The 8,030-nt window shown below is 68.1% G+C and carries 8 protein-coding genes; 3 read left to right on the top strand and 5 right to left on the bottom strand.

Annotation, left to right across the window (positions count from 1 at the left end):
- The 3 genes from QK444_RS27930 to QK444_RS27920 form a co-directional block, all read right to left on the bottom strand.
- Positions 1-730 (bottom strand): RDD family protein (locus QK444_RS27930; protein WP_282785131.1); only part of this gene is annotated, 730 nt, incomplete at its 3' end.
- Positions 731-783: 53 nt separating this feature from the next.
- Entirely contained in the window at positions 784-1,737 is a 954-nt protein-coding gene (gene gluQRS / locus QK444_RS27925) for a tRNA glutamyl-Q(34) synthetase GluQRS (protein ID WP_282785130.1), read from the bottom strand.
- Positions 1,738-1,840: 103 nt separating this feature from the next.
- The gene (locus QK444_RS27920; RefSeq protein ID WP_282785129.1) at positions 1,841-2,356 is read right to left on the bottom strand and encodes a DUF309 domain-containing protein; all 516 of its coding nucleotides are present in this window, start codon (positions 2,354-2,356) and stop codon (positions 1,841-1,843) included.
- A gap of 393 nt (positions 2,357-2,749) precedes the next feature.
- Between QK444_RS27920 and QK444_RS27915 the strand changes: the two genes are divergently transcribed.
- Positions 2,750-2,959, top strand: coding sequence for a DUF397 domain-containing protein (locus QK444_RS27915; protein WP_029932862.1), 210 nt, complete (start codon positions 2,750-2,752; stop codon positions 2,957-2,959).
- A gap of 170 nt (positions 2,960-3,129) precedes the next feature.
- Here the strand turns inward: QK444_RS27915 and QK444_RS27910 are convergent, their stop codons facing one another.
- Positions 3,130-4,758, bottom strand: a complete 1,629-nt coding sequence (locus QK444_RS27910) for a cytochrome bc complex cytochrome b subunit (RefSeq protein ID WP_282785128.1) — start codon at positions 4,756-4,758, stop codon at positions 3,130-3,132.
- A gap of 105 nt (positions 4,759-4,863) precedes the next feature.
- Here QK444_RS27910 and QK444_RS27905 point away from each other — a divergent pair, with 105 nt between their 5' ends.
- Positions 4,864-6,408: a wax ester/triacylglycerol synthase domain-containing protein gene (locus QK444_RS27905; protein ID WP_282785127.1), complete on the top strand. Its 1,545-nt coding sequence runs from the start codon at positions 4,864-4,866 to the stop codon at positions 6,406-6,408.
- A 7-nt stretch (positions 6,409-6,415) separates the two neighbouring features.
- On the opposite strand, the gene QK444_RS27900 is transcribed toward QK444_RS27905, so the two are convergent.
- A complete protein-coding gene (locus QK444_RS27900) occupies positions 6,416-6,994 on the bottom strand; it encodes an HhH-GPD-type base excision DNA repair protein (protein WP_282785126.1) in 579 nt (192 codons plus the stop codon).
- 150 nt (positions 6,995-7,144) lie between these two features.
- On the opposite strand from QK444_RS27900, the gene QK444_RS27895 reads away from it, so the two are divergent.
- Entirely contained in the window at positions 7,145-7,999 is an 855-nt protein-coding gene (locus QK444_RS27895; protein WP_282785125.1) for a methyltransferase domain-containing protein, read from the top strand.
- Positions 8,000-8,030 lie beyond the last annotated feature (31 nt).

Below are 8,030 nucleotides of genomic sequence, written 5' to 3'. Positions count from 1 at the left end.
AGCTCTTGACGACCTGGGTGCCGCCCGCGAACTTGTCGTGCCAGCCCTGCTTGTTCGGGTCCTGCTCGATGGTGACCGCGATGTAGATCCACAGGCCGATCGAGATGAGCAAGCCCAGGCAGGGGATCATATTGGCCAGGACGAACAGGTTGCGCTTGGCCGAGGTCGCCGGATCCAGGGTGCCGCCGCCGGGGGCGAGCACGCGCATGCCGAGCAATTTCTTGCCGAGGGTCTGGCCGCCCTGCTGGGTCTCCATGAACACGAAGTAGCCGAACAGCAGCGCCGGGGTCAGCACCGACCACAGCGTGCTGAGCGTGCTGGAGCTGGAGTTGAGCACGACGCCGATGATGCCCGCGGGGATGCCGACGATCAGGCCGTCGATGATGCGCGCGCCGAGGCGGGGCCACAGCTCACCGGGGGCCGTGCCGCCGAACGCGCCACCGAATCCCGGTGCGCCGTAACCGGGCTGCTGCCCGTACTGCGGCGGCTGGCCATACGGTTGCTGCTGCCCGTAGGGGTCCGGCTGCTGCCCGTACTGCGGCTGCTGGCCGTAGGGATCGGACGGCTGCTGTCCGTACTGCGGCGGCTGCTGGTTGTAGGGGTCGGACTGGCCGTAGGGCTGCTGCCCGTACTGCGGCTGGCCCTGGCCGTAGGGCTGGCCGCCGGGGTTCTGCCCGTACGGGTCGCCGCCCTGCGGATACTGATTGGGGTCGTACCCACCGCTCGTCATTGTCTCGCCGTCCTCATGTGAAGTTTCGTCCGGTGTGGTGTCGAATCCGTACGTTACGGACCTGGACTGCTCGCAACAAGCCAATCCGGATCGAGTGTCCACGGTTCGCGGGGCAGGTCCGCCGGGCGGAAACGGGGCAGCAACTCGGCCGGGCTGTGCGCCGCGTAGCCGAGCGACCGGGCCAGGTATCCCACCACCTCGTCGACGGTTTCGCCTCGGTCGAGCCGGTCACCGAGGGTGACCGCGCCGTCGCGTTTGGCCAGCCGCTGCCCGGCCTGATTCAGCACCAGTGGCACATGGGCGTACTGCGGCACGGACAGGCCGAGCAGCGTCGCCAGATACGCCTGCCGGGGTGTGGAGGGCAGCAGGTCGTCACCGCGCACCACCTGGTCGACGCCCTGCTCGGCATCGTCCACCACCACGGCCAGGTTGTAGGCCGGGATGCCGTCGCCGCGCCGCAGCACCAGATCGTCCACCGCGCCGCGGTAGGAGCCGTGCAGTTCGTCGGTGATCTCGAATTCGTGGACCTCGGCGCGCAAGCGGAGCGCGGCGGGCCGACCCGCGGCCCGGCGTTCGGCGCGCTGTCGAGCGGTCAGATCGCGGCAGGTGCCCGGGTACGCGCCCATGGGGCCGTGCGGTGCCGTGGCCGCCTGCTGGATCTCCCGGCGCGTGCAGAAGCATTCGTAGGTGAGCCCGGCATCGGTGAGCCGGGCGATGGCCGCCTCGTAGTGCGGTGTCCGCTCGGACTGCCGCACCACCGGCGGATCCCACTCCAGCCCGATGGCCGCCAGGTCCGCGAGCTGCCGTTCGGCGGCTCCGGGCCGCACCCGGTCCAGGTCCTCGACGCGCATGAGGAAGCCGCGGCCGGTGGAACGGGCGAACAGCCAGGCCAGCAGGGCGGTGCGCAGGTTTCCCAGGTGCAGATCGCCCGAGGGGCTGGGCGCGAACCGGCCGTTGCCCACGGCGGTGGCCGGGCATGCGGCGGGCGCGGTCTGGTCGGTGGACACGTAGGTCCATGCTAGCGGCGGTACTCACAGCCCTGGCCGTCGGCGAGATGCCGGGGGTGGGTGCACCTGAGCGGCGGCCGATGCGGCGCGGGTGGTCAGCGGATTACTCACGCTCTCGGTCCGATGCCAGCAGCGTCAGCCGCACCCGCAACCTCTCCTCGGCGATGGATGTATCGGTGTCGAAGGTTGCGAGGAGCTCCTTCGCGCGGGCGACGAGTCCGGCGCTGTCGATACCGTACGGCGGTGGTCCGAAGGCCGAGAGGCGGTGCACGGCGCGCTCGAGGAGGGTGCGCGCACCCTTCCGATTCCCCCGCTGAATGTGGGTCAGGCCAACGGCATACTGGGCCAATCCCTGCCACAGCATCCTTTCGGCGAACGGCCCGTTCTTCCACGCGGCCTCCAGGACCTCATGGGCGTTGAAGGCGAGCCCCGCATCGAGGAGTTGCTGGGCGTACTCGAGCGTTTCCGCGGGTGCGAGTTCGAGATCGTCCGGTATGCGAGGTACGCCGACACTGCCCATGGGCAGCGGGCGGCCGAAACGATCACGGGGACGCGCATTCCGCGCACGTCCGCTCTCGTCACGGTCCCGGGAGTCGTCGGCATGCGGTGCATCGGCCATGGCCTCCATCATCCCGGATGTGCGCGACAGCGGCGGCGGTCCGGTTTGCCACCCGGATGCGCACACCCACCCGCAATAAACATGTGCCACCCGATATTCGCCCGTTCAGGCATTCTGCAATTATTTGGCAAATAGTTTGCCAGCAAACTTTGCCACGCATTCGCTGGTTGAATTCGAAAGAATGCGATCTCCTGTTGACGAACCCTGCTACTGTTTAGCCCGGGAATGGTCATCGGGGGAGCATTCCCGTCGTGAAGTGCAGAGAACGAGTTGACGGCACAGTTGCGTGCTACCTCAGGCGCACTGCGGAAGCCGGATTTCACCCTCTTCCGGCCTGTCACGAGAACGATGCCAGCAAGAACTCACGCATGATGCAGCAAAGGAGCTAGAACCGTGAAGGTGGATTTGGCAGGCGCCTCATGGCGCAAGAGCAAACATAGCGGACCGAATGGAAACTGTGTGGAAGTGGCGTTTCTGCGGGACGGCAACATCGCGGTCCGCGACAGCAAGGACCACGGCCACGGCCCGATCCTGGCATTCACGCCGGGCGAGTGGGATGCGTTCGTGATGGGCGTATCCGACGGAGAGTTCAAACGCGCCTGACTGTATGTATTGCCCTCCGCTGCGCTCCGGGCGGGGTTCGCGGCGCTGGAGGTCTCGATTCTTCCCTCCCGCCGCTCCCCCGCTTCCCTCCTCCGCTCTGGTCAGTCCAGAACCGAGACGCGCCGCGAACCCCGGAGTGTGTACCTCGGAGTTCGGGTGGGTGCTTGCGGTTAGTGGGGGTGGCCGTTGCCTTCTTCCTGGGCGCGGCGGAGGACGGCTAGTTGCTTGTGTTCTTCTTCTTGTTCGTTAGCTCGGTGTAGGTCGCGCTCGGCGTCGGGGTCGGGGCGGAAGAAGGCGCCGGTGCCGGGGCGGCCCGCGATGCCCAGTTCGTTCATCTTTCGGGGGACGCGGGCGCCCTGGTATTCCAGCGGGATCGGGTGGCCGTGGGCGTCGACGGGGCCCAGGGGCTGGTGCAGTTCGATGTACTCGCCGTGCGGAAGTCGGCGCACCACACCGGTTTCGATGCCGTGTTCGAGAACCGCGCGGTCACTGCGTTGCAGGCCCAGGCAGAGCCGGTAGGCCACGTAGTAGGCCAGCGGCGGCAGCAGGAGCAGGGCGAAACGGAATCCCCAGGTCGTCGCATTGAGCGAGATATGGAATCCCAGCGCGATGATGTCGTTGACGCAGGCCAGCGTGAGCACGAGGTAGAAGGTCAGCGACATGGCCCCGATCGCCGTGCGGGTGGGCACGTCCCGGGGGCGTTGCAGCAGGTTGTGGTGGGCGCGATCGCCGGTGAGCCGCTTCTCGATCCACGGATAGGCGATGAGCAGCACGAAGATCAGCGGCATGAGGATGGCCACCGCGAACGCGCCGGGCACGGTATGGCCGAAGATGTACAGCTCCCACGGCGGGAACAGTCGCAGGAATCCGTCGGTCCACATGAGGTAGAAGTCCGGCTGCGTACCCGCCGACACCTGGGAGGGGTTGTACGGCCCGAGATTCCAGATCGGATTGATCTGCAACAGCCCGCCCATGAAGGCGAGGATCGCCAGGTTGAACGCGAAGAACGCGCCCTGGTCCAGCGAGAACACCGGCACGATGCGGGTGCCGATCACATTGCGTTCGGTGCGTCCCGGGCCGGGGTACTGCGTGTGCTTCTGGTACCAGACCAGCGCGATGTGCGCGGCCACCAGCGCGATCATGATGCCGGGGAACAGCAGCACGTGCGCGATGTAGAGCCGCGGGATGATGATGGTCCCCGGGAAGTCCCCGCCGAACATGAGCCAGTGCAACCAGGTGCCGATGATCGGCGTGCTCATGGTGATGCCCGCGAAGGCGGCGCGCAGCCCGGTGCCGGAGAGCAGATCGTCGGGCAGCGAGTAGCCGAAGAAGCCCTCGAACATGGCGATGATCAGCAGCAGTGAGCCGAGTACCCAGTTGGCCTCGCGCGGTCGCCGGAACGCGCCGGTGAAGAAGACGCGGGACAGGTGCACGATCATGGACGCGGTGAAAAGCAGTGCGGCCCAATGGTGTACCTGCCGCACGAACAGTCCGCCACGCACATCGAAGGAGATCTCCAGGGTGGACTCGTAGGCGCGTGACATGGTGACGCCACGCAGCGGCTGGTAGGTGCCGTCGTAGACGACGTGCGCCATGGACGGGTCGAAGAACAACGTCAGATACACGCCGGAGAGCAGCAGGATGATGAAGGTGTAGAGCGCGATCTCACCGAGCAGGAACGACCAGTGGGTCGGAAACACCTTGTTGATGGATCGTTTCAGGAATGCGGCGGCTTGATACCGCGCATCCATGGCATCGGCTTGTTCGGCCGCTCGACGACCCGCACGTGAAGTTGCCATTCGCGGTCACCCCGCCCCCGCAGGAGAGTGAAATACTTCTACTACAGACGGTAGCACGCAGTGCCGTTGGGCCGGGCCGGAATTCCGGCCGATATGGTCGCGGGCGTGAACTCGCTGGCGCCTCGGGACGCGACCATGTACTGGCTGTCCACCCGCACCCGCAATGATTTGTTCCTGCTGTACTGCTTCGCCGATACCGGTGTGCCCACAGCGGAATTGCGTACCGCCATCGCAGAGCGAACCACCAGCATTCCAGATTTGCTGGTCCGGGTGCTGGACGTTCCTGCGAACCTTGCGTATCCGCGTTGGACGCCCTGCGAGTTCGCTGACAGCCAGTTCGTCGAGCATGTGCTCGAAAAATCCGACTGGTCTGAACTTCTCGCCGCCCTCGGCAAACTCGTGGACACCAGCCTCGACGCCGCCGACCGCCCTTGGCTGCTGCACCTGTTCCGCGGCGTCGCCGACGCCCCTACCGCGACCGGTCCCGTCATCGTGGCTGTCCTCCAACTCTCCCATGCCCTCGCCGACGGTCGCCGCGCCGCCGACCTCGCCCGCGCGCTGTTCACCGAGCATGACGAAGCGGCACCGATCCCCTTGCCGCTCAGTGGGAACCGCACGGCGGTGGAGCGGGTGAAAGACCGCGATCAGGCCGGGGACGGCAGGTCGTCGAGGCGGTCGGATGACCGTCGGCACGGCACATCGGCAGGGCCGTCCACACCGGATGATGCGACGGCAGCGCGGGGGAGTGGGGGCTCGGCCGGGAAGTGGGCCGCGGTGTTGCCCGATCGCGTGACGAGTTGGTTCGCTGCGGCGACCGCGCTGCCCCGCATACCGCTGGGCATGGCCCGCACCGTATTTCGCGGCTACACCGCCTACCGCGCGCAGCGTGAGCTGGCCGAACTCACCGAGCGGAACGAACTTCCACCACCGGCGTCCGGTTACCCGCCGAATCTGTTGCACGGCAATGGCGCGGTCCCCGGCCACTCGGTCCGCATGCTCGTGTTCGACACGGCGGACCTGCGTACACCCGGGCGCACCGTCACCGTCGTCGCGCTCACCGCGGTGTCACTGACCTTGCAGCGCTACCTCAGCGCCCGGGGCGAGCCAGCCGACGCCCTCGGCGCTCAGGTTCCCATGGCCGTCCCCGGCAACCCCGGCGGCCAACGCAACAGTTACCGCGACCTCTCGGTAGACCTCGCCATCGACGAACCCGACCTGTGCCGTCGCGCCGACCGCATCGCCGCGACCATGGCCACCCGCCGCACCCGGGCGACCCACCCCTTGCACGCCGCTCAGGACGCGGTGACCGCCGCCCTCCCGGCCCTACTCCTGCACCGCGACGTCACCACCTACCCGATCGACATCCTCCCCGACCAGGTTTCGGGCCACACCGTCGTCTCCAGCGTCCACCGCGGCCCCGCCGACCTGACCCTCGGCAACGGCCGCGTCCACTTCACCGCCGGTTTCCCGGCCCTGGGATCCGTCATGCACCTCACCCACGGCATCCACGGTCTCGGGGACACGGTCACCTTCTCGGTGCACGCCGATCCGGTCGTCATCCCGGACCCCGACACCTACGTCCGTCTGCTGTCCACCGCCGTGACCGAGGTGGTCGCCGCGCTGCGCTCGGTGCGTACAACCCCTTCGTGAGCGCCGGTCAGCCCGCCTTGGCGGCGGCCTTCGCCTGCTTCTTGAACTCGCGGACCTGGGCCAGGGATTCGGCGTCGGTGACGTCGGCGACCGAGCGGCGGGAGTGCTGCTCGCCGTAGGCGCCGGCGGCCTCGCGCCAGCCCTTCGCCGCCAGGCCGTCCTGCTTGCCCAGCAGTGCCAGGAAGATGCGGGCCTTCTGGTCGCCGAAGCCGGGCAGGGCCTTGAGGCGCTTCAGGACTTCCTTGCCGTCCGGGTCGCCGTCGGTCCACAGGCCGGCGGTGCGGCCGTCGTAGTGCTCGATGATGTAGTGCGCCAACTCCTGCACCCGCCGTGCCATGGAGCGCCCGTAGCGGTGGATGGCGGGCGGCGTGGCCCCGATCTCCTCGAACTCGGCGGGATCGGCGGCGGCGATGCGGTGGATGTCGAATCCGCCCATCCGGTCCGCGATCTTCTGCGGGCCGCGGAACGCGTGCTCCATGGGGAACTGCTGGTCCAGGGCCATGCCGACGAGCAATGCGAAGTCGTCGGTGGAGAGCAGCTCATCGGCCTGCGGATCCTGCGCGATACACAGCTTGCGGGTCGCCATGGCATCGATCATCGCACTTCGGCACGCACTGTCGAGCGAGAAGGGGTGCGACGGCGGCCGCATCCGTGCGCAACCGGGCGAAGAGCGCTATCGTGACGCATATCACAGACCTTGTGATGCGTCGTCCCCGAACACAAGTAGGCTCGGCCCATGCCTGACACTATGGCCTCCCCCACAGTGGGCTCCGTGCCGCATAACGGCACGCGGTCCGGGCTGGCACCGGATCGGTTCGACAAGAACGGCCAAGACCAACTCGTCGACGTCCGCGACCTACGCGCGGCACTACCCGCCATCCGCAGCCTGCGGCACTGGGCCCATGAGGCGCTCGCCCCGCAGCCCGGCGAAAGCGCCCTCGACATCGGCTCCGGCACCGGGTCCGAGGTGCTGGCCTTCGCCGACCGGGTCGGCCCCACCGGCCTGGCCATGGGCGTTGAACCCGACCCGGCCCTGCTGGCCGCCGCCGAACGGCGGGCCGCCGACCACGGCTCCCACGCGAAATTCATGTCCGGTGACGCCTACGGGCTGCCGTTCGGCAACGACACCTTCGACGTCGCCCTGTGCGAACGGGTCTTCCAGCACCTCACCGCGCCCGCCCGCGCCGCCGGTGAGATCGCCCGCGTGCTCGCCCCCGGCGGTCGCGTCGTGGTGATGGACAGCGACTGGGGCACCGCCATCGTGCATCCCGGCGACCGCCGCGTGGTGAACGAGGTCATCGACACCATGATCGCCAGCACCACCAATCCCTACGCGGGCCGCCAGCTCGCCGGGCAGCTCACCCGGGCGGGACTGGTCATCGACGACATCGGCTCGCACGCGCTGGTCCAGGACCGCAGTGCGGGCGCGGGCGCACTGGTCGCCCGCGTCGCCGATATGGCCGTCGCCCGCCGCGCCATCACCCAGGAGCAGCGCGACCAGCTGGTGGCTGACCTGGAGGCGGGCGCCGCCTCCGGCGATATCCACCTGTCGGTGACCATCTTCGCCGTCCTCGCGCACAAACCCGTCTGACGGCTGAGTTCACGCCGCCCGACGGCGGAGT

Origin of the sequence: Nocardia sp. CC201C, from assembly GCF_030010695.1 — a bacterium.
GTDB classification, from domain to species: domain Bacteria; phylum Actinomycetota; class Actinomycetes; order Mycobacteriales; family Mycobacteriaceae; genus Nocardia; species Nocardia otitidiscaviarum.
Note: the sequence above shows the minus strand (reverse complement) of the source record. Positions and strands in the feature narration are given on the sequence as shown.